This is a genomic window from Campylobacter sp. VBCF_04 NA7, assembly GCF_027737405.1.
GTDB lineage: Bacteria > Campylobacterota > Campylobacteria > Campylobacterales > Campylobacteraceae > Campylobacter_B.
This window is the reverse complement of record NZ_JAOVTT010000001.1, coordinates 25,620-51,836: the sequence shown is the minus strand read 5'-3', so window position 1 is coordinate 51,836 and position 26,217 is coordinate 25,620. Positions and strand designations below refer to the sequence as shown.

General features: G+C 40.7%; 28 protein-coding genes. 12 read left to right on the top strand and 16 right to left on the bottom strand.

Going from position 1 to position 26,217, the window contains the following annotated elements; genetic code table 11:
* Positions 1 to 30 precede the first annotated feature (30 nt).
* The 4 genes from OFO00_RS00245 (at position 31) to OFO00_RS00230 (ending at position 3,810) form a co-directional block, all read left to right on the top strand.
* Complete coding sequence (locus tag OFO00_RS00245; protein ID WP_270864411.1) at positions 31 to 1,323, top strand: O-acetylhomoserine aminocarboxypropyltransferase/cysteine synthase family protein; 1,293 nt, start codon at positions 31 to 33, stop codon at positions 1,321 to 1,323.
* 9 nt (positions 1,324 to 1,332) lie between these two features.
* Positions 1,333 to 1,746, top strand: coding sequence for an RrF2 family transcriptional regulator (locus OFO00_RS00240; RefSeq protein WP_270858939.1), 414 nt, complete (start codon positions 1,333 to 1,335; stop codon positions 1,744 to 1,746).
* A 141-nt stretch (positions 1,747 to 1,887) separates the two neighbouring features.
* Positions 1,888 to 2,802 (top strand): cysteine synthase A, encoded by a 915-nt coding sequence (gene cysK / locus OFO00_RS00235; RefSeq protein WP_270864410.1) that lies wholly within the window; start codon positions 1,888 to 1,890, stop codon positions 2,800 to 2,802.
* A gap of 411 nt (positions 2,803 to 3,213) precedes the next feature.
* Positions 3,214 to 3,810, top strand: a complete 597-nt coding sequence (locus tag OFO00_RS00230; protein ID WP_270864409.1) for a hypothetical protein — start codon at positions 3,214 to 3,216, stop codon at positions 3,808 to 3,810.
* Between the two features lie 415 nt (positions 3,811 to 4,225).
* On the opposite strand, the gene cmoA is transcribed toward OFO00_RS00230, so the two are convergent.
* The 12 genes from cmoA to cmoB form a co-directional block, all read right to left on the bottom strand.
* Positions 4,226 to 4,930: a carboxy-S-adenosyl-L-methionine synthase CmoA gene (gene cmoA, locus OFO00_RS00225; RefSeq protein WP_270864408.1), complete on the bottom strand. Its 705-nt coding sequence runs from the start codon at positions 4,928 to 4,930 to the stop codon at positions 4,226 to 4,228.
* The gene (locus tag OFO00_RS00220; RefSeq protein WP_270864407.1) at positions 4,920 to 5,840 is read right to left on the bottom strand and encodes a bifunctional riboflavin kinase/FAD synthetase; all 921 of its coding nucleotides are present in this window, start codon (positions 5,838 to 5,840) and stop codon (positions 4,920 to 4,922) included. The genes cmoA and OFO00_RS00220 overlap by 11 nt, the downstream gene beginning before the upstream one ends.
* On the bottom strand, positions 5,822 to 6,337 hold the full coding sequence (locus OFO00_RS00215) for a lipocalin family protein (protein ID WP_270864406.1): 516 nt from the start codon (positions 6,335 to 6,337) through the stop codon (positions 5,822 to 5,824). Before OFO00_RS00215 ends, OFO00_RS00220 begins: the two co-directional genes overlap by 19 nt.
* Positions 6,338 to 7,042, bottom strand: coding sequence for a 23S rRNA (cytidine-2'-O)-methyltransferase TlyA (tlyA, locus tag OFO00_RS00210; protein WP_270864405.1), 705 nt, complete (start codon positions 7,040 to 7,042; stop codon positions 6,338 to 6,340).
* Positions 7,032 to 8,978: an NAD-dependent DNA ligase LigA gene (gene ligA, locus OFO00_RS00205; protein ID WP_270864404.1), complete on the bottom strand. Its 1,947-nt coding sequence runs from the start codon at positions 8,976 to 8,978 to the stop codon at positions 7,032 to 7,034. Before ligA ends, tlyA begins: the two co-directional genes overlap by 11 nt.
* A 1-nt stretch (position 8,979) precedes the next feature.
* Positions 8,980 to 9,693 (bottom strand): 3-deoxy-manno-octulosonate cytidylyltransferase, encoded by a 714-nt coding sequence (gene kdsB, locus OFO00_RS00200; protein ID WP_270864403.1) that lies wholly within the window; start codon positions 9,691 to 9,693, stop codon positions 8,980 to 8,982.
* Positions 9,690 to 11,141, bottom strand: coding sequence for a threonine synthase (gene thrC, locus OFO00_RS00195; protein WP_270864402.1), 1,452 nt, complete (start codon positions 11,139 to 11,141; stop codon positions 9,690 to 9,692). The genes kdsB and thrC overlap by 4 nt, the downstream gene beginning before the upstream one ends.
* A 9-nt stretch (positions 11,142 to 11,150) precedes the next feature.
* Positions 11,151 to 11,999 (bottom strand): acetylglutamate kinase, encoded by an 849-nt coding sequence (argB, locus tag OFO00_RS00190; protein ID WP_270864401.1) that lies wholly within the window; start codon positions 11,997 to 11,999, stop codon positions 11,151 to 11,153.
* 14 nt (positions 12,000 to 12,013) lie between these two features.
* Positions 12,014 to 12,955, bottom strand: a complete 942-nt coding sequence (locus tag OFO00_RS00185; RefSeq protein WP_270864400.1) for a tetraacyldisaccharide 4'-kinase — start codon at positions 12,953 to 12,955, stop codon at positions 12,014 to 12,016.
* Positions 12,948 to 14,084: a DegT/DnrJ/EryC1/StrS family aminotransferase gene (locus tag OFO00_RS00180; RefSeq protein ID WP_270864399.1), complete on the bottom strand. Its 1,137-nt coding sequence runs from the start codon at positions 14,082 to 14,084 to the stop codon at positions 12,948 to 12,950. The genes OFO00_RS00185 and OFO00_RS00180 overlap by 8 nt, the downstream gene beginning before the upstream one ends.
* Positions 14,085 to 14,092: 8 nt before the next feature.
* Positions 14,093 to 14,896 (bottom strand): NAD(+) synthase, encoded by an 804-nt coding sequence (nadE, locus tag OFO00_RS00175; protein ID WP_270864398.1) that lies wholly within the window; start codon positions 14,894 to 14,896, stop codon positions 14,093 to 14,095.
* 163 nt (positions 14,897 to 15,059) lie between these two features.
* The gene (gene cmoB / locus OFO00_RS00170; RefSeq protein WP_442867896.1) at positions 15,060 to 15,953 is read right to left on the bottom strand and encodes a tRNA 5-methoxyuridine(34)/uridine 5-oxyacetic acid(34) synthase CmoB; all 894 of its coding nucleotides are present in this window, start codon (positions 15,951 to 15,953) and stop codon (positions 15,060 to 15,062) included.
* Positions 15,954 to 16,088: 135 nt separating this feature from the next.
* Here cmoB and OFO00_RS00165 point away from each other — a divergent pair, with 135 nt between their 5' ends.
* The 5 genes from OFO00_RS00165 to OFO00_RS00145 are packed head-to-tail and all read left to right on the top strand — an operon-like array spanning position 16,089 to position 19,324.
* Positions 16,089 to 17,174 (top strand): transglutaminase-like domain-containing protein, encoded by a 1,086-nt coding sequence (locus OFO00_RS00165; RefSeq protein ID WP_270864397.1) that lies wholly within the window; start codon positions 16,089 to 16,091, stop codon positions 17,172 to 17,174.
* Complete coding sequence (locus OFO00_RS00160) at positions 17,171 to 17,494, top strand: aryl sulfotransferase (protein WP_270864396.1); 324 nt, start codon at positions 17,171 to 17,173, stop codon at positions 17,492 to 17,494. Before OFO00_RS00165 ends, OFO00_RS00160 begins: the two co-directional genes overlap by 4 nt.
* Entirely contained in the window at positions 17,487 to 17,762 is a 276-nt protein-coding gene (locus OFO00_RS00155; RefSeq protein ID WP_270864395.1) for a heavy-metal-associated domain-containing protein, read from the top strand. Before OFO00_RS00160 ends, OFO00_RS00155 begins: the two co-directional genes overlap by 8 nt.
* 8 nt (positions 17,763 to 17,770) lie before the next feature.
* The gene (locus tag OFO00_RS00150) at positions 17,771 to 18,043 is read left to right on the top strand and encodes a cation transporter (protein ID WP_270864394.1); all 273 of its coding nucleotides are present in this window, start codon (positions 17,771 to 17,773) and stop codon (positions 18,041 to 18,043) included.
* A gap of 9 nt (positions 18,044 to 18,052) precedes the next feature.
* Positions 18,053 to 19,324, top strand: coding sequence for a M20/M25/M40 family metallo-hydrolase (locus OFO00_RS00145; RefSeq protein ID WP_270864393.1), 1,272 nt, complete (start codon positions 18,053 to 18,055; stop codon positions 19,322 to 19,324).
* A gap of 5 nt (positions 19,325 to 19,329) precedes the next feature.
* Here OFO00_RS00145 and OFO00_RS00140 read toward each other — a convergent pair whose 3' ends face one another.
* Genes OFO00_RS00140 through nth form a run of 4 tightly spaced genes read right to left on the bottom strand, consistent with a single transcriptional unit; the run spans position 19,330 to position 23,292 of the window.
* Positions 19,330 to 19,701: a GtrA family protein gene (locus OFO00_RS00140; RefSeq protein WP_270864392.1), complete on the bottom strand. Its 372-nt coding sequence runs from the start codon at positions 19,699 to 19,701 to the stop codon at positions 19,330 to 19,332.
* Positions 19,698 to 21,563 carry a glucosyltransferase domain-containing protein gene (locus OFO00_RS00135; RefSeq protein ID WP_270864391.1) on the bottom strand — a complete coding sequence of 622 codons (1,866 nt, stop codon included), beginning with the start codon at positions 21,561 to 21,563 and terminating at the stop codon, positions 19,698 to 19,700. Before OFO00_RS00135 ends, OFO00_RS00140 begins: the two co-directional genes overlap by 4 nt.
* Before the next feature lie 10 nt (positions 21,564 to 21,573).
* On the bottom strand, positions 21,574 to 22,623 hold the full coding sequence (locus OFO00_RS00130) for a glycosyltransferase family 2 protein (RefSeq protein WP_270864390.1): 1,050 nt from the start codon (positions 22,621 to 22,623) through the stop codon (positions 21,574 to 21,576).
* 36 nt (positions 22,624 to 22,659) lie between these two features.
* Positions 22,660 to 23,292 carry an endonuclease III gene (nth, locus tag OFO00_RS00125; protein WP_270864389.1) on the bottom strand — a complete coding sequence of 211 codons (633 nt, stop codon included), beginning with the start codon at positions 23,290 to 23,292 and terminating at the stop codon, positions 22,660 to 22,662.
* Between the two features lie 77 nt (positions 23,293 to 23,369).
* On the opposite strand from nth, the gene OFO00_RS00120 reads away from it, so the two are divergent.
* From OFO00_RS00120 to fbaA, 3 genes are all read left to right on the top strand, one after another.
* Positions 23,370 to 24,179, top strand: coding sequence for a peptidylprolyl isomerase (locus tag OFO00_RS00120; protein WP_270864388.1), 810 nt, complete (start codon positions 23,370 to 23,372; stop codon positions 24,177 to 24,179).
* 125 nt (positions 24,180 to 24,304) lie between these two features.
* The gene (locus tag OFO00_RS00115) at positions 24,305 to 25,126 is read left to right on the top strand and encodes a peptidylprolyl isomerase (RefSeq protein WP_270864387.1); all 822 of its coding nucleotides are present in this window, start codon (positions 24,305 to 24,307) and stop codon (positions 25,124 to 25,126) included.
* A 20-nt stretch (positions 25,127 to 25,146) separates the two neighbouring features.
* Positions 25,147 to 26,211, top strand: a complete 1,065-nt coding sequence (gene fbaA / locus OFO00_RS00110; RefSeq protein ID WP_270864386.1) for a class II fructose-bisphosphate aldolase — start codon at positions 25,147 to 25,149, stop codon at positions 26,209 to 26,211.
* Positions 26,212 to 26,217 lie beyond the last annotated feature (6 nt).

Sequence of the window (26,217 nt, the reverse complement as noted above, 5' to 3'; positions counted from 1 at the left end):
CCCGAAAATTTTAAAATTTAAGGAGGAGAGATGGCGGAATTTAACTTCGAAACACTAGCGACTCACGCAGGATATAGCTCAAAAGAGGGCTGTGGTTCTATGGCGGTGCCGATTTATCTAACCACAGCGTTTGACTTTGGCACGAGCGAGGAGGCGGCAGCTAGGTTTGCATTGCAAAGCCTTGGTCCCATTTATACGCGCTTAAATAACCCAACGGTCGATATTTTCGAGGCGCGCATTGCAGCCCTTGAAGGCGGAGTTGCGGCGATTGGCACTGCTAGCGGTCAAGCCGCTTCGTTTTATGCGGTCGCAAATGTCGCAAGTGCGGGCGATAATATCATCATGGCGCAAAAGGTCTATGGTGGAACTTCAAATTTAATGCTCCATACGCTTAAAAAATTTGGCATTGAGACGCGTATGTTCGACGCAGATAGCGCGGAGGATTTAGAAAGCTTGATTGATGATAAAACAAAGGCGATTTTCTTCGAAACGCTTTCAAATCCGCAAGTGGCAATTCCAAATTTTTATAAAATCATAGAAATCGCCGATAAATACAGCATTATCAGCATTGTGGATAACACAGTCGCCACGCCAGTGCTGTTTAATCCTATCAAAAAAGGCGCCGATATCGTCGTGCATAGCGCGAGCAAGTATATCAGCGGTCAAGGGCTAACCATCGCAGGCGCTGTCGTAAGCGGGGCTAGCACAAACAAAAAAATCCTAGCTAATCCACGATACGCTGATTTCAACGAGCCTGATGAGAGCTATCACGGGCTAGTTTATACAAATTTGGTAGAAAATTTCGACATTTTCACGCTTAGAATTCGTCTTGGTTTGCTTCGCGATATCGGTGCGACTATGAGCCCATTTAGCGCGTGGCAGTTGATTCAGGGGCTTGAAACCCTAAGCGTAAGGGTCAAAGAACACTCTCGCAAAACGCAAAAAATCGCTGAATTTTTAGAATCTCACCCAGCGATAAAAAGTGTAAATTACCCAGGTCTAAAAAGCTCGCCACTAAATAAATTTGTGAGCGAAAATTTCACCGAGGGGCTATGTAGCGGGCTTTTGTGCTTTGATGCAGGAAGTAGAAAAGTAGCTGATGATATCATGCGAGAGGTGAAAATTTTCGCCGTTGTCGTAAATATCGGCGATAGCAAATCCGTCATCACTCACCCAGCCAGCTCAACTCACTCGCAATCAAGCGATGAGGAATTGCTTAGTGCGGGCATTACTCCGGGGCTAATCAGGCTTAGCGTGGGGCTAGAAGACACTGACGATTTGATTAATGATCTTAAAAACGCAATCGAAAAAGCAACGAAATAAGGGGAATATATGGCACTTTTATCTACAAAAGGCGTTTATGGCTTAATGGCGATTTTAGAAATCGCCAAAGCTAGCGAAATTTCGCCGATTAGCATTAGCGAAATTTCAGATAGAATTTTGGTTTCAAAAAACTATTTGGAGCAGATTTTAAACGGCCTTAGAGGCGGTGGATTGATCGAGAGTATAAAGGGCAAAAACGGCGGATATTATCTCTCGCGCGATATCGAGGATATCACATTTGCCGATGTTTTCAAGGCTATGGAGAAGGACTTTAAGCTTACGAATTTGAAGCTTTTAAACCCAAATTTAGAGTTTTTTTTCAAAGAGTATGATGAAAAACTGCTAGAAATTTTCAACAAATCAATTAGCAAATTTGAAGAATACAAGGAAGAAAGCACTAAATTTTTGGATTTTAGTATTTAGGTGAAACCAGCGCGCAAAGCGCGCCATCTCTAAGGTTTTGCGGGGTGGGGGTGCGGGGGCGGAGTGCCTCCTAAAAAACGCACCGCCCCCGCGTAAAATTTAAAATTGCGAAGCAATTTTACTAAATAAAAAAGGAAAAAAATGAAAATAGCAAACGATGTAACAGATTTAATCGGCAACACTCCGTTAGTTAGGATTAATACCTTTTCAAAAAACGCGACAATACTTGCAAAAGCTGAGTTTCTAAACCCAAGCCACTCAGTCAAAGATCGTATCGCGTGGAATATCATCAAGGTCGCCTTCGTGCAAAATCTCATCAACAAAGACACAATCCTAATCGAGCCAACCAGCGGAAATACGGGCGTAGGACTAGCCATGGTAGCTGCGAAAATGGGGCTAAAACTAATCCTAACAATGCCAAGTTCGATGAGTATCGAAAGACAAAAGCTAATCGCGGCTTTTGGCGCGAAAATCGTGCTCACTGATCCGCAATTTGGCATGAAGGGTGCCGTGGATAAGGCAAACGAACTAGCCGAGGAAAATCCAAATTCCTTTATCCCAAGCCAGTTTGATAACCCAGCCAACCCACAAGCTCACTACGAGAGCACTGGCCCTGAGATTTGGCGCGATACAGACGGCAAAGTCGATATCTTAGTCGCTGGATTTGGCACGGGAGGCACACTGAGCGGGACAGCGAAATATCTCAAAGAGCAAAACCCCGATTTAAAGGTAATCGCGGTCGAGCCTGATTCGTCGCCACTAGCTAGTAGAGGGTGCGCTGGAAGCCACAAAATACAAGGAATCGGCGCAAATTTCATACCGAAAAACCTAAATTTAGATATAATCGATGAGTATATCGCGGTCGCAAATGGCGCAGCTTTCGATACTGCAAAGACTTTGGCGCAAAAAGAGGGCTTGCTAGTGGGCATTTCAAGTGGCGCAAATGTCTATGCGGCAAACATCATCGCCAATCGCTTCGAAAATCGTGGCAAAATCATCGTAACCACGCTAAATGACACCGGTGAGAGATACCTTTCTACCGATTTATTCAAATAAAATTTAATCTCAAATTTGCGAATTTTGTAATTCGCAAATTTGCTTTTTACTACGAAAAATCCAAACGCTAAATTCGCTGTCATTGCGAGGAGCAAAGCGACGAAGCAATCTACGAGTTTAAAATTCCAAACGCTAAATTTGCAAAATTTATAAAATTTTAATAAATTCTGCCAAAATACTGCGCCGAAATTTTAAATTCGTAGATTGCTTCGAATTTGCCATGCAAATTCTCGCAATGACACTAGCGAGCAAATTTGTTTAATTTGTCATTGCGAGCGAGTGTAACGAGCGTGGCAATCTACGAGTTTAAAATTTCAAACGCTAAATTTACGAAATTGAAATTCCATAAATTTACACATTATTATCAAAATTTGCGCTAGAATTTGGCTAAATTTCATAAAAAGGAAAGTTATGAAAAAGCTTTTTGTTTTTTTATTTTTGTGTGCTTCTTTGTGGGGCAAAATCAACATAAACGACGCGACTAGATACGAGCTAATGACCATTGGCGGACTTGATGCGGGCAGGGCGGACATGCTCATAAACTACCGCAAATCGCGCGAAATCACAGATGAAAATCAGCTAAAAAACATAACCGGTTTTGGCGGTTATGATACGACTAGGCTCGCGCAAAATTTTGATTTGCAAGCCCTGCCAAAGCCCCAGCCAGCCCCAGAACCTAAAAAAGAGAGCGAACAAAACATAATCATAATCCAACCAGAAAAAAGGGTCTATGTAAATCACCCGCCAAGATACCGCTACGAACAGAATTTCGGCAATGGTATCACTATCATAGAGGAGGGCAATCTACGACGCAGACCACTACCGCCACGCTACGAGGAGCACCGAGGGCGCCGCTTTGGCGCGCATGAGCAAAACAGAGTCGCCAAACCTGCGCCCGTGCCACAGCACCTCACCACACAAAGAGCTAAGAGCTCCCAAAATAACTGCGTCATGCGAAATGGAATTTGTATAAGTGGCGAAGTGCGCGCCAGAGGCGTGTGGAGATAGGCTATCTGGCTTAAATTTTAAAATCATCGGAATTAAAAAAAAGTTTGAATTTCTTTTTTTTAATTCTAGGTCGCCAAGGTTTTCTTTTCTCGCTTCGTTTAAATTTGGCGTGGTTTTGCCTAAATTTGCTTTTATGATTTTGTCGTTTCGCTCGATTTTCGCCATAGTGTCGCGCTGTAATTTTTCGCTCGTGCTAGAAAATGCGTAAGGTTTGCCACTATGCTTGCGAAATCCAGGCTCTGCGACATTTAAAAGTCGTTTGGTGGTGGGCTTAAAGCCATAGGCGTCTAGCTTGCTATTTTGAAAGTTATTTTATGGATTTAAAGTCGCTTAAATTTTAATTTTTCAGATTGCTACAAATTTTGCAAAAGACAAATTTCGGGGCAGTGTTTGCGAAAATAAAGGCGAAATTTAGCTATTTTCTCGCCATAAAAACGGCAAAATTTGCCCATTTAAAGATAATTTCCACGCTGGCAAATCCAGCATTAAGCGCGAGTGTTTTGTTCTCGCTCTCGGTGTATGGGATTAGCACATTTTCGAGCGCTTTGCGTTTTTGGGCGATTTCGAACTTCGAATAGCCTTGATTTTCTTTGTAATTTTCGTAAATTTCAATCATATTTTTGCTAAGCGTTTTATCCTCATAAACGAGCTTTTCAGCGAAAATCAAAATCCCATTTTCGCCCAAATTTTCATAAATTTTGCGCATAAATTCCGCCCGTTTTATTGGGCGAATAAACTGCAAAGTGTAGTTTAAAATCACGGCGTCAAAGCCCTTAAAATCGCACTCTAAGATATCTTCGCACGAAAATTTTATCTGCGCGCCAAAGGCAGCGGTTTTTGCCGCAGCGATTTCTAGCATTGCCTCGGAGTTATCCACGCCAAAAAGCGCCAAATCAGGGCGCATTTGATACAGGCTAAGCAAAATCCCAGCCGTCGAGCAGCCAAGGTCTATGGCTTTGGCACCATGAGCCAAAATCCGTGCCAAAAGCTCGCAAACAAGCTCGGAGCTTTGTTTGTAAAACGGCACCGAGCGCGAGATCATATCGTCAAAGACGCTAGCGACGCTTTTGTCGAACTCAAACTGCTTTTTTATCGGCGTTTTGAAAATTTCATCTTTCATATTTGTTTCCTAAAATATCCCTAGCAAGGGCGATGTCGCTTGAAATTTGCGCTTTTAATTCGCCCAAATTTGCAAATTTTTTGTTTTCGCGGATAAATTTGATAAATTTCACGCTAGCGCTCTTTGGCGTGAAATTTGCGCCAAACTCCCCTAAAATGTGCGTTTCTATGGCGAAATTGCTATCCGTGCTGACCCTGTGCCCTATAAAAGATACGCTTTTGTAAATTTTGTTTTTTACCCTGCACAGCGTGGCATAAACGCCATGTTTTGGCATATAAAACTCGCTAGCATCTAGATTTAGCGTCGCAAACAGCTCCTTTGCGCCAAGACCCTGACCGCTGATAATTTTGCCAGAGATTTCATACTCCCTCCCCAAAAACTGCGCCGCCTTCTCGCACTCGCCAGCGTTTAAAAACTCTTTGATTAGCCTCGTATGCACGCCCACGCCGTCGATTTTAAACTCGTCGATTATGAGCGTTTCGCCGGAGAAATTCGCGCGCAAAAACTCTGCGTCGCTGGCTCTATTTTTGCCAAATTTAAAATCATTTCCGACTACGATTTTGTCTAAATTTGGAAAATTTGCGTTTAAAAGCGCGATAAATTCGGCTCCGCTTAAATTTTTCACCCTAGCTAAATCGCAGTAAAAAATCTCTTTTTCGCAAATTTGGCTAATTAGGCTAGGTGGCGTGAGTTTGGGCGCAGTATCGGCGATGACTATGATTATGCCGCCATGCTCGCCAAGAGCGTCAAATAGCTTTTGATGAGCTCTGTGAAATCCGTCGAAATTGCCGATAGCAAGGGCTTTAATCTCGCTTTTTTTCGCACCATTTAAATTTAGAAATTTCTCGTTTTCGCCAAATTTGGCTAGGATTGAAATTTCGCTAGGCTCACTCATTTTTGCTTCGTCCATACGATTTTTTGGGTGTCATAGCCACTTTCTTTGGCTTTGTTTAGGTAGATATTTTTGATGAGTTCGGGCATGGTTTTGGTGCGCGAAAGCATATAAAGCTCGCCTGTGTTTTCGCCAAAAACGAGCGCGTAGCTGTAATCCACATCGGTTTGAGCGACGCTAAATTTGGCATTTTTTATCATGCCTTTGCGAACTAAATTTCCCTCGGATTTTTTGCCCACAAAGGCTAGTTCTTCGCTAGATAATTTGATTTTTCCGCTTTGGCTTTGGGCTGATTTTAGCATATTTATCGAACCGTTTTTATCGACGAAAATCTCATAAGCTGTGTTTTCTAACTCGCCTGTAAAGCCCTTGATATGGGCTATCTCATACCAACCACCGCAAAATTTAGCTATGTCAAAATCCCGCGTGATAGGCGCGTTTGGCGAAATGCTTTTGGCGCACGCCCCTAGGAAAAATATAGTTAAAGTTAAAATAAAAATTTGCTTAAATTTCATCTATTCTCCTTTTTTATAATGATAGAAAAACTCCTGATTTCCCTCTTTGCCTTTGATTTGACAAGGGAGTTTTTGTATCATTATAAGCCCCATTTTAGCGCAGTTTAACTCAAATTTCGCCATTGCTTGCTCTACTAGCTTTTGATTTTTTATGACGCCTTTTTTATCTCGTTTTGCGCCCACGCCGACCTCGAATTGCGGTTTGAAAAGCAAGATTATATCGCGCGAAGCAAGGCGCAAAATACTAGGCAAAATTTTCTCAATCCCGATAAAGCTGACATCGCAGGTGATTAGCTCAAAACTCGTTTGGCTCTCAAACTCCCTGATATCGGTGTTTTCGCGCACGATTACACGCGGATTGCAGCGCAAGCTATCATCTAGCTGTGCGCTTCCCACATCAAGGGCTACGACCTCGCTTGCGCCGTATTTTAGCAAAATTTGCACAAATCCGCCCGTCGATGAGCCGATATCTAGGGCGCGCACGCCCGCGATATCAAGCGCGCACTCATCTAAAAATCCCTTTAATTTCAGTGCGCCACGGCTTACGAAAATCTCGTCTGTCGCGCTAATCTCGCCATTTTCTACTTCGGCTGAGACCTTGCCTAAAATCTCGCCATTTAGCAAAATTTTGCCCTCTTTAATGAGATTTTGGGCTTTGTTTCGGCTGATTTTTAGAGCGTCTGCCACGAAACTATCAAATCTCACGCGCCATTTCCTCGAACTCAACTTCGCTTAGCGTGCGCACGCCAAGGGCATTTGCCTTATCTAGCTTGCTTCCAGCCTCGCTTCCATAAATCACAAAATCGGTTTTGGCTGATACTGAGCCCGAAACCTTTGCGCCCATTTGCAAAAGGCGGTTTTTGATCTCGTCTCTGGGGCGCGACATGGTGCCAGTAAGCACGATGGTCTTGCCAGTAAAGGCGGTTTGCGTGGTTTCGTTCTTAGAAATTTGCGGATTTATAATATTGATTAAATTGCGAATTTTCTCTTCGTTTTCGGCGCAAAATTCACAAAAACTCTTCGCCATAGCCTCGCCAAAATTTTCTAAATTTAGCACCTCTTCATAGCTAGCTTCCAGCCATTTCTCGCCAAAACTCTCGGCGATTTTGCGCGCTGCGACCTCGCCTATATGCTCGATACCAAGCCCGCTGATGAAGCGATAAAGCTGCGCGCCCTTGCTCGAATTTATAGCGTTTAAGAGATTTGAAATTTTTTTATCTTTGAAGCCTTCAAGCCCTGCAAAATCAGCCTCGCTAAGCGCGTAAATATCGGCGATTTCGTTAATTTTGCCAAGGCTATGAAGCAAGCTAATCGTAGCCTCGCTTAGCCCTTCGATATTCATACATTTTTTCGAGCAAAAATAGATCAAAGCTCCCACAATCCGTGCTTTGCAACCCAAATTTTGACATTTTATCAAGGCACCCTCATCGAGCAGATTTCCGCCACACACAGGACACGCGCTAGGGCGAGTTATAGGCGTTTGCGAGCCGTCTCTGCGCCAAGCAAAGACGCTTGTGATTTTTGGGATTACATCGCCGCTTCGTATAATTCCCACAAAATCGTTTTTCATCAGCCCTAAACGCTCGATTTCATCGAAATTATGAAGCGTAGCGTTGCTGACATTTGCTCCGTCGATATTGACGCTTTCGACCACCGCCACAGGGGTGATTGCGCCCGTTCTGCCTACTTGCAAAACAATGTCTTTTAGCCTTGTAACCTTTTCGATAGCTGGGAATTTATACGCTACCATGAAACGCGGAAATTTCACGGTGTATCCCAGTAAATCGCACTTTGCGACATCGTTTATGCGAAGCACCATGCCATCTAGCATCAAATCTTTTTTATCGCGCAGGGCGTGCAAATCCTCGTAAGCCTTGCGGATTTCATTTGCACTCGCGCAAATTCGCCTAAAATCGTCCCTCTTAAAGCCAAGACTTCGCACAAACTCCATAATCTCGCTATGTCGCGTGAAATTTAATCTATGCTCACCCACACCCCAAGGTATGAATTGAAGTTTTCGCTTCGCCACGACCGCGCTATCTAGCTGGCGAAGGCTTCCAGCTGCGGCGTTGCGTGGGTTTGAAAACAGCGCTTCGCCATTTTGCGCGCGCTCATCGTTTAGGGCGTCAAAATCGCTTTTAGCAATCAAAACTTCACCGCGAATTTCGATTTTTTCGTTATATGGGATTTGAAGTGGGATAGATTTTATCGCTCTTGCATTGGCGGTTACATTTTCGCCGATTTTGCCGTCCCCGCGCGTGGCAGCCGAGATTAAAATGCCATCTTCGTAGGTCAAATTTAGACTCGCTCCGTCAAATTTCGGCTCGACATAAAATTCTAAATTTGCCTTTTCTCCACGCCCAAGCCACGCCAAAAGCTCGCCGTCGTTAAAGATATCCTCCATAGACCACATTTGCGCGCTGTGAGAGAGCTTTTCGAAACCCTCGCTAAGCTCGCCTCCGATACGCAAAGTAGGGGAGTATGGCAAAATTTGCTCAGGGTGAGCGTGCTCGAAGATTTCGACCTTGCTATATAGCGTGTCGTATTCTTCGTCGCTAGCGATTGGATTATCCTGCGTGTAATACGCTCTCGCCCATAAATTCAGGGTTTGGACGGCATTTTTGTATTCGTTAAAATCCATTTTATTTCCCAAAAATTTTCAGCGCTTTTTCATAATCTTCTTGCGTGTCGATTCCAACGCTGTTTGTCTCTATTTGCAACATTGCGATTTTTTTGCCAGCACTTAGGGCTCGAAGTTGCTCTAATTTCTCGGTATTTTCTAGCACGCTAGGCGGTAGGGCGCAAAATTCGCGCAAGGTTTTTGCGCTATACGCATAAATCCCAATATGCCCCAAATAGTCCTTAAATTCGGCTCTTGGATAAGGTATTGGCGCGCGTGAAAAATAAATCGCAAAGCCGTGGTTATCCAAAATCACCTTGACCAAATTTGGATCTTGCGCGCTTTTTTCGTCGATTTTTTTGTAGCAACTAGCCATAAATGCGCCGTTTTTGATCGCGCTGGTGGCAAATTCTTTAAATTTAATTAAATTTTGCGTCTCAAAAAACGGCTCGTCGGCTTGAACATTGATTAAAATTTCATCATCGCTTAAATTTGCGTTTTTCACAGCTTCGTTTATTCTATCTGTGCCGCTTTGGTGGTTTTCATCTGTCATAACGGCGCGAAATCCGTAATCCTTAGCGATTTGCAGGATTTTTTCATCATCTACCGCGATTAGCACATTATCGACTTGCGCGGCGTTTTGCGCTGTTTTGATAAACATCGGCACACCGGCAAATTCGCATAAAATTTTGTTTTTAAACCTAGTTGAGGCTAGGCGGGCAGGTATTATAATCATAGTTTTATCCAATCAATAATCGTGTTTTTAATCTCGTTTTGCTCGATTATGCTCGTGTGAATTTCAGGGTTGGCAAAAAGGCGTGAAATTTGCGCTGGAATATCGCTTTTGAATTCTTTTGAAAGCGCGATCATATCGGCCTTTTCGTCTTCGCACGGGCGAGATTTTATCGCTTTTATCATCGACGGAGTAAATTTAATCCATTTCGCCGTAGAAACGATAAGCGTCGGTGTATCGCCACCTAAAAGCTTGAAGCAGTTTGCAGTGTGCGGGTCGATGAGACGGCCACTACTGCTAGCTTCTTTGATAAATTTCGAGCACTCGTCATCGCTTGTGAAACCGGCCTCAAATTCGCTTTGAAGCTTAGTAAGCTCATCTTTGCTAAGGGCGTAGAATTTATCTTGCGCAAGGCTAGCCATAAGCTCTTTTGTGCGTTTATCGCCAAATAAATCAGCCAACACACGCTCGACATTTGAACTAATCAAAATGTCCATTGCAGGGCTAATCGTGCTAATTAGCTCCCTGCCACGCAAATCATAAATTCCAGTTTTGATTAGATCAGTTAGGATATTGTTTGCGTTGGAGGCGATTTTGATTTTGCCGATATTTGCCCCCATTTTTTTGGCGAAATACGCACCAAGAGCGTTGCCGAAATTTCCGCTTGGCACGATTACATCAAATTTATCGTGCGCGCTAAATTTTGGATTTTTGCTAAATTGCACGCTAGCGTAAATGTAGTAGATGATTTGAAACAAAATTCTGCCGAAATTTACAGAATTTGCCGCACTTAGGCAAAGATTATTAGCTTTTAGCTCGTTTTTGAAATCATCATCGCTAAGTAACGATTTTAGCGCTCTTTGCGCGTCGTCGAAATTCCCTTTAATGCCTAGAATTTTTAAATTTTTGGCTGATTGTTTTACCATTTGTTGGCGCTGAATTTCACTCGTCCCGCCAGCTGGATATAGACATACGACCTTGATATTTGGGTCGTTTGCAAATGTTTCAAGCGTGGCTGGGCCAGTATCGCCACTAGTAGCGCAGATTATGAGGTATTTTTCGCCTCTTTGCGCCGCTAACTCGCCAAGAAGCGCGCCAAAAGGTTGAAGCGCCATATCCTTAAACGCAAGTGTTGGGCCGTGATAAAGCTCCAAAATATAGGTGTTATCGTTAAATTTAGAAATTTCAAGTGGCAGGGCAGGGTTTTCGAAACTATCATACCTAGCAAGAGCGGTTTTGAAAACCTCTGGTGAAATGTCGAAATCTAGGGCTTTTATAAGCTTTAAAGCTATTTGTTTGTAGCTAAGCTCTTTGCACTCGCTCCAAAATTCAGGTGCAAATTTAGGCAACTCGCGCGGTGTATAAAGTCCGCCAAATGCAGCACTTGGGCTTAGTAGTGCGTCGCTAAGTGTGGCGCTGGCGCTAAAATCTCGTGTGGAAACTAATTTCATAAATTCTCCTTATCTAATCAAACTTCCGATACCAGTATCAGTGAAAAGCTCTAATAAAAGCGAGTGTGGGATTTTGCCATTTATTATGTGAGCGGCCTTGGTGCCTGTGTTTATGCACTCTAAGCAAGCATCGATTTTAGGTATCATACCGCCACTAATCGTGCCGTCTTTTTTCAAAGCCCAGATCAAATTTTCATCGAGTTTGCTAATGAGTTTGCCCTCTTTATCCAGCACGCCGTCGATATCGCTTAGAAAAATCACTTTGTCGGCTTTTAGGTAGCTAGCGATTTTGCTAGCGCAAAGATCTGCGTTTATGTTAAAGCTGATATTTTCGTCATTTTCGCCCCCGGCAAGTGGCGCGATGACTGGCAGATAGTCGCGATCTAGCAAATCATAAATGACTTTTGTATTTACATCTGTGATTTCGCCTACGAAGCCGTATTTTTCGCGGTCTAAAAATTTCGCCCTCAAAAGCGAGCCGTCCTTGCCACTAATGCCTATGGCAGGGGCTCCGTTTTGGTTAAGAAGCGCGGTGATTTCTTTATTTACAAGTCCGCTTAGCACCATTTCGGTTACTTCGATAGCTTCTTTGCTTGTTACGCGCAAACCATCGCAAAATTCGCTTTTGATATCTAGCAAATCAAGGGTTTGGTTGATTTTTTTGCCGCCACCATGCACGACGATGACCTTGATACCAACCATGTGCAAAAGCGTGATATCGCGAGCGAAATTTAGCTTTAAAACCTCGTCGGTTTGGGCTGCGCCGCCGTATTTGATGACGAAAATTTTATCGCGAAATTTGCGGATATAAGGTAGGGCTGAGATGATAATTTCTGCGATTTGACTTGATTTTATCATTGTTTTCTCCAAATTTAGTGGTTTAGTTTGCTAGCAATGTAGGCTTTGATTTGGTTTTTGAAATTTTCGCTAAGCGTGGTTTTAAGCTCGATTACGCTGATATTAAGCCCGAAATTTTCGAGCTTGACGAAATCTTTGGCGGTGCAAATGATATGCGTAGCGCTAGATTTGTGAAGTAAATTCTGAATTTCATCTTTTGTAAAATCATAGTGATCTGGGAAATAAAAACTAGCTTTGGCGTGTTTTTCAAACTCTTTTAGGCGCCATGGCTTGGCGATTGCGCTGATTAAAATCGTATTTTCCTTGTCGGTGTGTAGATTTGGAAAATTTGAAATTTCACTCGTGGATTTTATATCATCTATGCTAGGGATAAAATCTGCGAATTTGTAGAAATTTGGCGGATAGCGATAGCCAGCAACCGGCAGTGGCAAGGGCAAAAGTGGCGAATCGCTAGGGCGCAAAACAATCTCAAATTTTTCTATATGAAATTTAGAAAATCCATCGTCTAAAATCACGAGAGCAAAGCCGTCTTTTTTGGCCTGCATTATGGCATTTTCGCGGTTTTCGCTCACAAGAACGCTTGCGTTTTTTAGGGTTTTGGCATAGAGCATGGCTTCATCGCCACTGGTTTTTATGTCGCATAAAATTTCGCCATTTTTCGCTACATATTGTAGTCCGTGGCTTTTGCGGCCGTATCCGCGCAGTATTATGCAAGTAGGAATCTCGGGGCTAAATTCTGTAAAAATCGCCCCCACAAGCGGAGTTTTACCGCTTCCGCCAAGGGTTAGATTTCCCACGCTTACTACTGCTATGCCATAATCTTTGGGTTTAGTTATGGCGCGCCTAATCATCTGAATAAAGCCAAAAATGATTGAGAGTGGAAGCAAAAAAAATGAAATTATAAGCCAAATAACGCCCGGATCGTATAAATTTTTTTCGAGCCAAATTTTAAACACGGCTTCTCGCAATTTCTATAATTTTTTCGCAGATATACGCCACATCATCATCGCTAAGCGAGGCATAAATCGGCAAAGATAAAATTTGCTGATAATTTTTTAGCGCATTTGGGAAGTCATTGACTTTGTAATTATACTTGGATTTGTAGTAGCTCAGCAGGTGCAGTGGCACATAGTGAAGCCCCACATCAATGCCCCTAGAAATCATTTCGCGCGCAAAATCATCGCGGTTTTTGTCGATTTTGATGATAAATTGTGTATAAATGTGCTCCGCGCTATCGGTAGGAAGCTCGATATGAGGGCAATCTTCCAAAGATTTCCTAAACATTTTTGCGATATTTTGTCGACGCTTGATAAAACTATCTGTTTTTTCTAATTGAGATAGTGCAAATGCCGCATTTATCGAGTTTAAATCGTATTTTTGACCGATACGATCTACATTGTAAGTAAAACCTAAATTTCCGTCTTTATAAAACGCTTCGCCCACGATTCCGTTATTGCGCAAAATTTTGGCAGAATTTGCCAAACCTTCGTTGTTTGTGACGAAAAATCCAGCCGTAGAGATTGCGTCTTGGGCTTGCGGATTTATCTGAAAGCACGAAAACAGCGAGTTTTCAAACGAGCCGATTTTTTTGCCCTTGTATGTAGCACCTGTGGCCCTAGAAGCGTCATCTATGATAGTGATATTTTCTTTTTTAGCGATTTCGTAAATCTCGTCCATATCGGTTACGAGCCCAGCTGTGTGCGAGATAAATGCGCATTTTAGCTTTTTGTGTCTGTTTAGCTCGATAGCTTTTGAAAAGCTTTCAGGGGTGATATTAAAGGTGTTTGTATCGATATCTACGAATATCGGCTCAGCATCAAAATGTCTAATAACCGCCGCTACATGCGGAAATGAATTAACTGAGCATAAAATTCTATCTCCGCGCTTGACACCAAGTGTGCAAAGCGCAAGATGAAGCGCAGTAGTGCCACTAGTAGTGGAGATTGCATAATTCACACCAAAATACTCACAAATTTTGTTTTCAAAAATTTCTGAGTATTTTATTTGTGGATTGTGAAGGGCATTTAGTATAAGCGATTCTTCTTTATCATCAACCTGCGCTTTAAAAAAGGGTATTTGCCTCATGTGAAATCCTAAGCATTAGGATCTACTTGTGCTACATTTGGCATGCGTAATTTAAAGCTATTTTTTATCATTCTATTTGTGATAAATTTGCATAAATCAGCGTTGTGATTCGAATCAAGCAAGTATGCTAAATCATCTTTTGTAATCTCTTTGCCGCTTCTAATTTTTTCGCGAAGTTCAGGGCGAGAGAAGATGTCTCTAAGCACGCTATCAAGGATATCATAGCTATATCCAAGCTCTCTTTCGTCGCTTTGATTTTCCCATAAATCTGCGCTTGGAGTTTTTGCGATTATGTTTTCATTAATTGTAAGTGCTTCGGCAAGTTTGCTTACTTTTGTCTTTAAAATTTCGCCGATTGGGTTAAAGGCACACGCTAAATCACCATAAATCGTGCTATATCCTAGCATTCTTTCGCTCAAATTTGTTGTTCCGACTACGACTGCGCGGTGTTTCGCGCTGTAATCGTATAATAATCCCATGCGAACTCTTGTCGCAAAATTTCCAGTTCTTAGCTTGTCTGCGCCAGTATCAAGCGAAGCGAAAGCCTCCATAAATGGGGCGATTTCTTGGATTTCGTAGTCTATACCAAACATATCGCAGTGCTCGATTGCATCGCCTAAATTTGCTAAATTTGAGCTAGGCATAGGCATGATTAGGGCGTGAGTTGGGATCTCTGTTAGGGCGCATAACGCCGATACTACGGCACTATCAAGTCCTCCACTGACTCCGACTACGAAAGCGTCTGCTCCTGTTTTTTCAAGTTCTGTGGCCAAAAAATCGGTCAAATATGGAATTAAATTTTGAGCGTTCATAGAAAACCTTTGTAAATTATAAACTAAACTTTTAATTCTACCAATATTAAACTAAAATTAAGCTTTAAAAAAGAGAGAAAAATTTGATTAAAATTTATGATTTATTTGCAAATTTTGCCAAATTTGACAAAATACGCAAAATTATTTGTAAAATTTTGCGTATTTATAGGCTGATTTTGACATAGACTCGTTTCGGGGCAGGGTAACCCTCGATAGTGAGATTTGGGTTTTTTGGATCTAGGAAATTTTTCAAGCTTTGGCCGTCAATCCACTCGGTTTTTCGCTGTTCGTTAAAATCAGTTTGTTTGGTTTCTAAAATTTCAAAATTCTTAAATTTCGCCCTTTCGCACCAGTTACTAAGTGCGCCGATAGTGGGCACGAAGTATATATTTGAGATCTTAGAATACCCGCCCTTTGGTGTGAGCGCGAAATCCCCGTCCATATCTATATACATCGTATCTAAAATCACCTCGCCACCGCTATTTAGCGCGGATTTGAGCTGTTTTAGCATAGAGATAGGATCTGAGCGATGATAAATCACGCCAAGGCAGAAAATCGTGTCAAATTTCGCCCCATAAAATGGCAAATGCTCCACGCCAAGCGGCTCGAAAATCGCCTGCGCTCGCATAAAATGTTGCAAAAACAAAAATTGCAGATAAAATAGCGCGCTAGGATCAAAGCCCGTGACGCTACGCGCGCCAAGGCCTAGCATACGATACATATAATAACCATTATTACACCCCACATCCGCGACATTTTTGTCCGCCAAATCAATATGCCCCCTTAAAAGGTTAAATTTGATGAAGCTTTGCCACTCGCTGTCGATAAAAAGCTCATTTAGCGCGAAAGGCCCCTTGCGCCAAGGTTTTAGTGATAGTGCGATTTGCCTGATTTGCTCCATTTGCTCTTCGTTTGCGTCAAATTTCGCACTTATAGCATCGCCAAAACTCACCTCGCAATCAAATTTTGGCAGTGTATTAATCGCGCCTAAAATTTCGGCGTTTTGAGCGTTTTCTAGTTTTTTTAACATTTCATTTTTTATGCTAGCTAAATCCATTTTTTACCCTAAATTTCATAAATTTTGCGCCATTTTATCAAAGCAAATTTAAAAAAGCAATTTTAAAGCGTTAAAAGGATAAAATCTCCGCCTTTTAGAGCCAAGTTTGGTTAGATTATTCAGGAATTTTTTCAAATGAAAAGACGAGATTTTTTCAAATTTAGTAGTATTTTAGGTGTCGCTAGCTTCGCTCCTAGCGTGGTTTTGGCTGATGTGAGTGCCAAAGAAGCCGAGCAAAAAACGCGCAAATTTAGCGTTAGTTTAAAACACGCTATCAAAGAGGTCGGCAAAGAGAGCAGGGTGTGGGTCCCACTCGTGCTTCCTAGCGATTTTCAGCAGGTCATTTCGCACTATAAGGTCGGCTCAAACGCAGTGGAGAAATTTATCACTGAGGGCGAAATTCCGACATATTATGCGAAATTTAGCGGAAGCGAAACTCCGATACTTGATATCAGTTTCGATGTGCAAACCACAGAGCGAAATACCGATTTTTCGAAGGTAAATTTCAACGAAAACGAAAAACTAGCCCCCGAAATCGCTAAATTTTTGCAGCCAACTACGCAAATTCAAATCGACGGCGTGGTTAAACAAAAATCAGATGAAATCGTAGGAAATATCAAGGGCGATTTAGAAAAGGCTAGGGCGATTTACACCTGGGTGGCAAACACCATGGAGCGCGATAACAGCGTGCTTGGGTGTGGGCTAGGCGATGTGAAGCAAATACTTAGTAGCGGTAAATTAAGTGGCAAATGCACCGACATAAACTCAGTTTTTGTGGCTTTGGCGAGGGCTGCTGGGATACCTGCGCGCGAAATGTTTGGTATAAGGGTTGGAAAATCACGATTTTCAGGTCAAATGGGCGCAGCACCCAAGGATGACGGATTTAGCCATATTTCAGGCGGACAGCATTGTAGGGCTGAGTTTTATCTCAAAGGATACGGCTGGATTCCAGTAGATCCTGCCGATGTCACCAAGGTTCGCCTTGGCGAAAAACTCACAAACGACGACCAAAAAATCGCGCAAATCCGCGAATATCTCTTTGGCAACTGGGAGATGTGCTGGATAGGGTTTAATTACGGCAGAGATTTCACGCTAAGTCCGCGCCCAGCGCAATTTCCGATAAACAATTTCGGTTATGTTTATGGCGAAACGGACGGACAAACGCTAAATTACTATGATCCAAAAGAATTTAGCTACGATTATAAAAGTCGTGAAATTTGAGTAGGCTAAAATTTATCGCACTGGCGATTATAAGCGCATTTATGGCGACTTTGTGCTGTTTGCCAGCGCTTTTGTTTTTGCTTTTTGGGGTGAGTTTTTCGGCACTTTCCTTTGCGGACGAGTTGGCGAGATTTCGCCCCATTTTTACGGCGATTTCCATTGTTTTTTACATTGCGAGTCTGTATTTCGTGCTATTTCGTAAAAACTCATGCGTTATCGGCGCAGGTCGCAAAAAATGGTATTTTATTTACATTTTAAGCGGAATTTTGATATTTTTACTTCTATTTTATCCTGAAATTTTAGGGAGATTTTATGCGTAAAATTTTACTTTTATCACTCGTTTGTGGCGCGCTTTTTGCACAGCGCGAAATCGAAATCCAAGTCGGAAAAATCCATTGCAACCTATGCGCAGCTTCGATTAAATTTGCCTTGCAAAAATGCGAGGGGGTAATCAGCGTCGAGGCCAAAGAGGGCGAGAAAAAAGTGGTCGTCATCGCCGAGGATAGCGCCGATACGAACGCTATGATCGAGGCTTTGAAAAACGCAAAATACGAAAAAGCCAAAATTTTAAGTATTAAACAAAAATAAGGAAATTTATGCGTAAAATTTTACTATTATTTGCCCTTGTTAGCGCGGTTTTTGCCGATAGAGAGATTGAAATTTATGTAGAGAAAATACACTGCCCGCTCTGCACGCAAATGGTGAGAAAGGCCCTAAGCGAGTGCGAGGGTGTAATCAGCGCGCGCGTGGAGTTATCGAGTAAAACAGCCAGCGTGCTAGCGCGCGATGATGCCGATACAAAGGCAATGCTTGAAGCGATCGCAAAGACCACTTACGAGGGCAAAATCGTAAGCGATAAGCGAAAATAAGGCGAAAAAATGCAAAAAGTTATGAGTTATTTTAGGCAAATTTGCGAAATTCCACACCTTAGCTATGAAACGGAAAAATTGCGAGATTTTTTAGTAGAATTTGCTAAAAAGCACGAATTTAGCGTGGAAGTTGATAACGCAGGAAATATTTATGCCATAAAAGGTGAGCCAAAAATTTGCTTGCAAGCGCATTATGATATGGTTGGAGTGGGACTTGCGCCGCAAATCGAGCTAGTAGAGCAGGATGGATTTTTAAGCGCGAAAAACTCATCGCTTGGGGCTGATAACGGAATCGGTGTAGCAATTATAATGGCGATGATGAGCGAGTTTGAGAATTTCGAAGCAGTCCTTACAAATAACGAAGAAGTGGGGCTTTGGGGCGTTAGGGAATTTAACGGCACTATAAAAAGCAAAAAAATGCTAAATTTAGACAGCGAAGATGAAAACGAAGTCATAATCGGGTGCGCAGGAAGTGCCGAAATTAGGGCTTTGATAAATACTGAGCGCAAAAATGCGAGCGGAGTTTGCTATGAGCTTTTTATAGATGATTTTGCTGGCGGACATAGCGGGATAGAAATCCACAAGAATATCCCAAATGCGATTAAATTTTTAGCCGAATTTATCGCCAAAAATGGCGGAAAAATCGCTAAATTTAGTGGTGGCGAAAGGGCAAATTCAATCCCCGCAAAGGCTTATATAACGGCAATTTTCGAAAATGAAATTTCAAATTTTCCAAATTTTATAAAACATAAATTTTTAGGGTTTAAAGAGTGCGAAATTTATGAAAATTCGGACAATATTTTAAATCTCATTTGCGAATTTAAACAAGGCGTTAGGGATTTTAACGATGATTTAGGCTTACCTGGGACTAGCATAAATTTATCTTTGGCTGGTGAAAAAAACGGCAAATTTGAACTTTTGTTTTACGCTAGATCGATGAGCGAAAAGGGCTTAAAAGGGGTGAAATATCAAACCAAAATGTTGGCTGAAAATTTTGGCTTGGAATGCGAATTTGGCGAAACTAGCCAGCCGTGGCAACCGCAAATTAGCGAATTTAGCGAATTTATCTTAAAAAATTTGCAAAAATTTGTGCCAACTGCTAGACTGGGTGCCGTCCATGCCGGGTTAGAGTGTGGCGTTTTTATCACAAAAGATAGTGCTATACAAGCAGCTTCGATTGGGCCAAATATCACTTCGCCACACAGCATAAACGAAAAAGTAGAATTTAAATCTGTCGAAAAAATCCTAAACGCAGTGCGAGAGATAATGGATAAATTATAGTATTGCTATTTTTTGAACACCCAAATTTTGCTTAGCAAATACCCTGTGATAGTGTAAATTGCACCTGCGATGATTTGCGAAATATAGGGATTTACGCCAAATTTTAGGCAAATTTTAAGCGTGATAAAATTTAGGCTCCACGCGATCAGCATGGAGCTAACGAATTTCGCAAATTCGGCTAAATTTGCCTTTTTGGAAGCTTGTTTGCTTTGGAAAGTGAAAATTTTATTCATCACAAACGAAAAGCAGATTCCAACGGCGTAACCGATGATGTTTGAAATCTCTGGGCTAAACCCTCGCCACATTAGCAAAAAGATTAGCCCAAAACCGACGATTGTATTCAAAACTCCCACGAGCAGGTATTTTATAAGTGTCATTTTGGCTCTTTTAAATTTATGCTAAATTTGGCTGATGACTTTTTGATTTCGCTGTTGTAAAAAAGAATTAATATCTCGTTTATATCTGTCGTTTCTAACTCTGCTGTGTAAAAATAAGCATTATAGCTTTTTGTAAAATTATGGATATTTTTATTTATAATTTTTCTGCCATCTTTGCCGATAAAGTGAAGTCCTAAAATATTATCATCTTTGTTGGCAAAATTTAAAATATTTTCGCTAAATTTGAAAATATAAATATGTTTTCCAAGCCATTTTTCATCGCTTTTATATATTTTTAAATTTAAATTTTCATTTAAATTTTTATTTATTAGTAAAGTCTTTGGCAACAAACCATTAATAAAAGCATAATTTTCAGAAATATTTACATTTTTAAAATTTATATCTATACATTTATTTTCATATTGTTTTATAGTGTGAAATAAATTTTCACTAGTTTTTACTACTTTGTCTCCTTTGCACTTTCCATTTACTCTGCCAAGTGTTCTTGTAAGCGATTTATATCCGAGTTGATTGGTATTTCTATTATTTAATAATTTGGTTATGACTTTGAATTTGTTTCTAGCATTTTGCGTCGAAGGAGAGATTATGTTTCCGTTAAAATTCACAAATTGCAGATGAATATCATTAAATTTTAATAAATCATTCATAGCTAAATTAGTTCTAAAATCAATATATTTTTCCTGTTCTTGCATAGCAGAACCGAGCGAATTTGATATAAACAAAAGTCCATAAGTGCAATATAATATCAAAAATATTGAAAATACTTTTAGGATATTGTAAGCTTTTAGGCTATTTGCATAACTACTTAGAAATATAAGAATTATGGCAAAATAAACGCCCAGAGTTGCAGTATATCTAAGTTCAAATCTGATTTCTACAAACAGCAAATAAAAACCCATAGAAAAGATAAACCCAAAAATTAAAAATAGGATAAAGCAAAGCAGTGATTTAAGGTTTTTAAATTTTAAAATCACAGCTATTATAGACAAAACTACTAAACTAGCTCCGATATATAAAAACCAAGTCTCGTTCCAATCGCTATATATTTTAGTGGCAAATTTCGCACAATTGCTTACCACACCATTGAATAACTCGCCAATGGCGAAAGTTTCGGTATTTACATGAGTTTTTACAGGTTTATAAATAAATAATTTAAATATAATTATTGCTAAAAAATACGAAAACAGACTTAAAATGGCGAAGTTTAAAAATTTCTTTTTTTGAGAAATTCTTAAAATTAATAAAAACATAACTATTAACAAATATACGAAATTTACGCTTTGATATGTAGTCAGCATAACCAATAAACTAATTACAGAAATTATGCAAAATAAAAATTTTCTTTTCACAAATAAAAACGGAAAAATTGACATAAATAGCCCAAGACACATGTATATATGATCGAATTTAAACAGCAAAGCTTCCAAAAAGTATGGATTAATCCCAATAAATAAAGAAGCGATTAATGCTAAATATGAAATTTTATTATTTATGGTTTTTACTAAAATGATAGAAGCTAGGCTCAAAATGAGTATGCAGATGATAGTTGAAAGTGGCGAAAAATCAACTAGCGGTAGTCCAAAATTCAGAAATTCTGATAAATATACCGTCATATACCTAGATGAATTTGCCCAGAATTGATAATCTCCGCTTATCGCTCTTGTATTATCATCGATATAATAAATGTTCGCTCTAATAATCGCAAACATACCGATAAAATAGAGCGTGAATATAAACCCAAAATATTTCAAAAAATTTTTATCTTTAAAAAACGAGCGAGTTATGGCTAAAAATGCCAAATAATCAAATTTTAGTGTTCTTTTTAAATTTGCTAAATTCATAAATTTACCTTTATATGATTTCTTCGATTATAAAATGCGGTCTGTTTTTGACCTGTTCGTAGATTCGTGCGATGTATTCGCCGATGACGCCAAGCACGATAAGCTGGATACCGCCGATAAATAAAATAAGCACGATAGTAGTAGCCCAACCGCTAATACTAACGCCAAAAATAAGCGTTTTTAAAATGACATAGCTTCCGTATATAAACGCAAGAAAACTAGCCAAAAAGCCCAAAACAAAAGCTACTCTCAGTGGTGCAGTCGAAAAGCTCACAAAGCCCTCAACGGCGTAGTTAAAAAGCTTCCAAAAGCTCCAACTAGTCTCCCCTGCGATTCGCGGTTCATGGTCGAATTCCAAGCATTTTTTCTTAAATCCAACCCAAGCAAACATTGATTTTGAGAAGCGGTGATATTCGTTCATTTTAAGTAGCTCAGCCACCACGCTTTTATCCATTAAACGATAATCCGTTACGCCACTTTCGATTTTTACGCCTGAAATTCTGTTAAAAATTTTATAAAAAGCTTCGCTAAATTTGGCTTTTATAAAGCTTGTTCCGGGGCGACTTTTTCGTTTTGCGTAGATGATTTTATATCCGTCTAAATATCCTTTAATCATATCGTTTATAAGTGTAGGCGGGTGTTCGAGATCTGCATCCATTAGCACTATCATATCGCCATTAGCGTGTTTAAATCCTGCTAAAATAGCCGCTTCTTTGCCAAAGTTGCGTGAAAATTTTACTAAATGAACAGCGTTATCTTTTTCGTGAAGTTCTTTGACTTTTTCTGCCGTGTTATCACGGCTTCCGTCATCGACAAAGATAAATTCATACTCTAAATTTGGTAAAATTTCGGCTTTAATTTGCTTTAAAACGCTTAGCGTAACTTTGTAAAATTCGTCCAAAACAAGTTCTTCATTGTAGCACGGAACAACTATGGATAGAAGTTTTGTAGAATTTTGAGTAGTTTTTTGCGGATTATTTTGCGTAAAATTCTGCTCTAAATTTTGCGAAAATTCGTTTAAATTTTCGCTTTTACTTTCTCTCTCTCTCTGATTTTTCATATAAAATACCTTTTGATTAGATTTATAAATTGGATATTATATCTTTTTATCCTTACTTTTGCAAAGGTGCGACAAAAAGCACTCTTTGCACTGCGGTTTTACAGCTTTGCAAGTGTATCGTCCAAATAGCACCAAAGCTTGGTGCAGATAGTTTAAATCGCTTACAAATGCCTTTGTAAGGTCGTTTTCGGTAAGTTCCGGTGTTTTTGCGCTACTTAGCCCAAGCCTGTGCGAAACGCGAAAAACATGTGTATCCACGGCGATAAAATTTGCCCCGCAATGCTCGATTAGCACGACATGGGCTGTCTTTTGCCCGACTCCTGCAAGGCTTTTTAAATCCTTTTCATTTAGCGGGATTTCGCCACCGAAATTTTCCACCACAGACTTTGCCATTTTGATTAAATTTTGCGCTTTATTGTTAAAAAAACTGCACGAATTTATTAGCATTTTAACTGCGCCCAAATTTGCATTTGCGAGCGAGTGTATGTCAGGAAACTCCCTAAATAGCGCAGGTGTGATTAAATTTACCCGTTTATCGGTGCATTGCGCGCTAAGCATAACGCATACGATTAGCTCGTATAAATTCCTGAATTTAAGCTCGGTTGTTGGCTCACCAAAATGCGATAACAATAAATTTTTGATTTCCAAAATATCTTTTTTCGTTCTCATGCCCTTATTTTACACAAAAATTTTGATTATTAACAGCTTTTTGGCTATAATCTTGCATTTTTTTACAAGGAAATTTAATGAAAAAATTACTATTTTCAGCCCTAAGTTTAGCAGCGGCAGCGAGCCTAAATGCGACAGTTTTCGCCACAGTAAATGGTGCGCCAATCACAGAGGCCGAGGTCGCCCCGCACATAGCAGCACTTGGCAAAGATCCAGCCGCGCTTAGCAATCAAGAAAAACAAATGGTGCTAGCAAGAGCGATTGATATCGAAATTTTAGCCGCTGAGGCTAAAAAAAGCGGCGTTACAAATCTACAAGAATACAAAGACGCCCTAAAAGCAGCACAAGATAGAATCGCAATCGAAATGTATCAACATCAATTATCAAAGCAAATCAAAGTAAGCGACGCTGATATCGCTAAATTTTACAACGAAAACAAATCCGCTTTCGTCGAACCAGCCGCTTTGTTGCTATCTAATATCACAGTGGAGAAAAAGGCCGAAGCTGACGCGATTATCAAAGAGTTAAAAAACACAAAAGCCGACGCTTTGGTGGCAAAATTTGAAGAACTTGCGGTAGCTAAATCAATCGTGCCTGAGGCCAAACAAACCAAAGGTCATCTTGCATGGGTTACCCAAGAAATGATGCCAAAAGCGTTTTGGGACGCTTCAAGCAAGCTTAAAAGAGGTGCTATCACGCAAACCCCTATCAAAACTGATTTAGGCTATCATATCGTGCTTAAAGAAGACGCCAAACTTCAAAAACAGCTTAGCCAAGACGAAGCCAAGCCTTTCATCGAAAATTTAATCAAAGGCCAACAAGCAGGCGCTGTATTAGAGCAAAAACTACAAGAACTTCGCAAAAGCGCGAAGGTAGAAGTAAAATAAATTTCACTTCAATTACACTGACCCGCTCATAGATACGCGAAAATGCGTATCCTAAGGCGGGCAAAATTTTAATCATTAACCAGCTTTGGCTATAATCTTGCGATTTTTTTTACAAAGGAATTTAAATGAATAAATTAGTTTTTTCAGCACTTAGTTTGGCTGTGGCCATGGGCCTAAATGCGACAGTTTTAGCGACTGCTAATGGCAAAAACATCACAGAAAACGATGTTATTCCATTTCTAGTAGCCCAAGGCATAGCTCCACAACAATTCGCTTCACTGCCAGCAAATACCAAAAAAGATATCTTAAACCGCGTTATCGCTAGAAAACTTGTCGTAGAACAAGCTAAAAAAGCAGGCGTTATGAACGACGAAGTTTATAAAAAAGAGTTAGAGTTTCAAAAAGACAACCTAGCTGTGCGCGTATGGCAATCAAAAGAGGCTAAAAAAATCAAAATCAGCGACAAAGAGGTTCAAGACTTTTACAACAAAAATAAAGCCAAATTTGTAAATCCAGAACTTGCCCAAGTTCGCCATATTTTGGTCAAAACAGACGCCGAGGCAAAGGCTGTGATTGATGAACTAAAAGGTCTAAATGGTGGCGCGCTAATCACTAAATTTAGCGAAATCGCAAAAGCCAAATCAATCGAGCCAGCCGCAAAACAATCAGGTGGCGCACTACCAGCATTTCCAAAAGAGGGCGCTATGGTTAAACCTTTCGCAGACGCTGCATTTGCGCTAAAAAAAGGTGAAATTTCAAAAACTCCTGTTAAGACAGAATTTGGCTACCATGTAATCTTAAAAGAGGATCAAATCGCAAGACGCCAAGTCCCAGTTAGCGAGGTAAAACCTCTAATCGAAGGCTCAATCCGCCAAGAAAAAGCAGCCGCAAATTCAGAAAAATTAGCGCAAGATTTGCTTAAAAAAGCAAAAATCGAATACAAATAATCTTAAAAAAGGGGTGCAAAATGGGTGTTTTAGATGTAGTTAAAGCTGGTGTATTATTTGGCGATGATGTTAGCAAGCTCTACAAATACGCGCAGAGCGAGGGTTTTGCAATCCCTGCTGTAAATGTCGTAGGAAGCCACTCTGTAAATGCTGTCTTAGAGAGTGCCAAAAAGGCAAACTCTCCTGTGATTATCCAATTTAGCAATGGCGGAGCGAGTTATTATGCGGGCAAAGAGTGCGAAAACGGCGCTATTATGGGCGCAGTCGCAGGTGCTTTGCAGGTGCATTTGCTAGCTAGGTATTATGGCGTGCCTGTGATTTTACACACTGACCACGCAGCGCGCAAACTGCTTCCTTGGATTGACGGATTATTAGAGGCAAGCGCAGGGTATAAAAAAGCGCACGGCGTGCCACTATTTAGCTCTCACATGCTAGATCTTAGCGAAGAGAGTTTGGAGGAGAATTTAACCACTTGCGAAAGCTATCTTAAAAAGATGAGTGAGCTAGGAATTTCCTTAGAAATTGAGCTTGGCGTAACAGGTGGCGAGGAAGATGGCGTGGATAATACAGGCGTGGATAACGCGCTTTTATACACGCAACCAGAAGATGTCGCGCTTGCGTATGAAAGACTTAAAAAAATCAGCGATAATTTCTCGATTGCAGCGAGCTTTGGCAATGTGCATGGCGTGTATAAACCAGGAAATGTCGTGCTTCGCCCTGAAATTTTGCGAAATTCGCAAAAATTCGTGCAAGAAAAATTTGGCTTAAATGACGCCAAACCTGTAAATTTCGTATTCCACGGCGGTAGCGGTAGCGAGATCAAAGATATCAAAGACGCTGTAAGTTACGGCGTTGTTAAGATGAATATCGACACCGATACGCAGTGGGCGTTTTGGGATGGCGTGAGAGAGTATGAGCTTAAAAACAGAGCATATTTGCAAGGTCAAATCGGCAACCCAGAAGGCGAAGATAAGCCAAATAAAAAATACTACGATCCACGCAAATGGCTAAGATGCGGCGAGGAAAGTATGGTAAAAAGGTTGCTTGTCGCATTTGAAAATTTAAATTGTATAAACAAAAATTAAGGCAAA

What these genes read in the sequence shown, in the direction of transcription:
- OFO00_RS00230 (WP_270864409.1), top strand. Translation starts at nt 3,214, where the DNA reads ATGAAAAAGCTTTTTGTTTTTTTATTTTTGTGTGCTTCTTTGTGGGGC.
- OFO00_RS00130 (WP_270864390.1), bottom strand. Translation starts at nt 22,623, where the DNA reads ATGAAAAATCAGAGAGAGAGAGAAAGTAAAAGCGAAAATTTAAACGAA.
- cmoB (WP_442867896.1), bottom strand. Translation starts at nt 15,953, where the DNA reads ATGGATTTAGCTAGCATAAAAAATGAAATGTTAAAAAAACTAGAAAAC.
- OFO00_RS00240 (WP_270858939.1), top strand. Translation starts at nt 1,333, where the DNA reads ATGGCACTTTTATCTACAAAAGGCGTTTATGGCTTAATGGCGATTTTA.
- OFO00_RS00165 (WP_270864397.1), top strand. Translation starts at nt 16,089, where the DNA reads ATGAAAAGACGAGATTTTTTCAAATTTAGTAGTATTTTAGGTGTCGCT.
- OFO00_RS00155 (WP_270864395.1), top strand. Translation starts at nt 17,487, where the DNA reads ATGCGTAAAATTTTACTTTTATCACTCGTTTGTGGCGCGCTTTTTGCA.
- nadE (WP_270864398.1), bottom strand. Translation starts at nt 14,896, where the DNA reads ATGAACGCTCAAAATTTAATTCCATATTTGACCGATTTTTTGGCCACA.
- argB (WP_270864401.1), bottom strand. Translation starts at nt 11,999, where the DNA reads ATGATAAAATCAAGTCAAATCGCAGAAATTATCATCTCAGCCCTACCT.
- OFO00_RS00140 (WP_270864392.1), bottom strand. Translation starts at nt 19,701, where the DNA reads ATGACACTTATAAAATACCTGCTCGTGGGAGTTTTGAATACAATCGTC.
- OFO00_RS00120 (WP_270864388.1), top strand. Translation starts at nt 23,370, where the DNA reads ATGAAAAAATTACTATTTTCAGCCCTAAGTTTAGCAGCGGCAGCGAGC.
- fbaA (WP_270864386.1), top strand. Translation starts at nt 25,147, where the DNA reads ATGGGTGTTTTAGATGTAGTTAAAGCTGGTGTATTATTTGGCGATGAT.
- OFO00_RS00215 (WP_270864406.1), bottom strand. Translation starts at nt 6,337, where the DNA reads ATGAAATTTAAGCAAATTTTTATTTTAACTTTAACTATATTTTTCCTA.
- OFO00_RS00115 (WP_270864387.1), top strand. Translation starts at nt 24,305, where the DNA reads ATGAATAAATTAGTTTTTTCAGCACTTAGTTTGGCTGTGGCCATGGGC.
- OFO00_RS00220 (WP_270864407.1), bottom strand. Translation starts at nt 5,840, where the DNA reads ATGGACGAAGCAAAAATGAGTGAGCCTAGCGAAATTTCAATCCTAGCC.
- OFO00_RS00145 (WP_270864393.1), top strand. Translation starts at nt 18,053, where the DNA reads ATGCAAAAAGTTATGAGTTATTTTAGGCAAATTTGCGAAATTCCACAC.
- cmoA (WP_270864408.1), bottom strand. Translation starts at nt 4,930, where the DNA reads ATGAAAGATGAAATTTTCAAAACGCCGATAAAAAAGCAGTTTGAGTTC.
- cysK (WP_270864410.1), top strand. Translation starts at nt 1,888, where the DNA reads ATGAAAATAGCAAACGATGTAACAGATTTAATCGGCAACACTCCGTTA.
- kdsB (WP_270864403.1), bottom strand. Translation starts at nt 9,693, where the DNA reads ATGATTATAATACCTGCCCGCCTAGCCTCAACTAGGTTTAAAAACAAA.
- ligA (WP_270864404.1), bottom strand. Translation starts at nt 8,978, where the DNA reads ATGGATTTTAACGAATACAAAAATGCCGTCCAAACCCTGAATTTATGG.
- OFO00_RS00180 (WP_270864399.1), bottom strand. Translation starts at nt 14,084, where the DNA reads ATGAGGCAAATACCCTTTTTTAAAGCGCAGGTTGATGATAAAGAAGAA.
- OFO00_RS00135 (WP_270864391.1), bottom strand. Translation starts at nt 21,563, where the DNA reads ATGAATTTAGCAAATTTAAAAAGAACACTAAAATTTGATTATTTGGCA.
- OFO00_RS00245 (WP_270864411.1), top strand. Translation starts at nt 31, where the DNA reads ATGGCGGAATTTAACTTCGAAACACTAGCGACTCACGCAGGATATAGC.
- thrC (WP_270864402.1), bottom strand. Translation starts at nt 11,141, where the DNA reads ATGAAATTAGTTTCCACACGAGATTTTAGCGCCAGCGCCACACTTAGC.
- nth (WP_270864389.1), bottom strand. Translation starts at nt 23,292, where the DNA reads ATGAGAACGAAAAAAGATATTTTGGAAATCAAAAATTTATTGTTATCG.
- OFO00_RS00150 (WP_270864394.1), top strand. Translation starts at nt 17,771, where the DNA reads ATGCGTAAAATTTTACTATTATTTGCCCTTGTTAGCGCGGTTTTTGCC.